Below are 389 nucleotides of genomic sequence, written 5' to 3'. Positions count from 1 at the left end.
ACGCGCCTCGCATGATCGTTAAGCCAATAGTTCAGCTCTTCTTTAACATGGGAGAATGCCGCCGGAGCCTCGGCCAAAAAGACATCAGGATTCCACAACTGGAAATGGGTGACCGTTCCAAAGAAGAATGCGCGCTCTTCTAAACGACCGAAATGACGCAACATCGGCTGTAAGACAAACCGCCCGCTAGCCTCAAATGCTGTTTCAAAAATTGATGATGCTGATACGCCAGCTAACTCGCGGTCAAAATCGTCACCGCGCGCAATTGCGGCCTGCCATTGCGCCTCAATATCAGCGCGCAACTTCAGACGCTCTGCGCTGCCATATCCTATTAAGCAAGGCAGCGAAGCATGCCGTGACAAGCATACCATGTTGGCTTCGCTGGAAAT

General features: G+C 51.7%; 1 protein-coding gene. It reads right to left on the bottom strand.

All coding sequences use genetic code 11. The annotated features are described in order from the left end of the window. Positions 1–389 (bottom strand): hypothetical protein (locus tag D7Y04_RS44960; RefSeq protein ID WP_158627715.1); only part of this gene is annotated, 389 nt, incomplete at both ends.

It is taken from the genome of Corallococcus sp. AB038B (genome assembly GCF_003668955.1).
Lineage (GTDB): Bacteria > Myxococcota > Myxococcia > Myxococcales > Myxococcaceae > Corallococcus > Corallococcus exiguus.
This window is presented reverse-complemented; position numbering and strand designations above follow the sequence as displayed.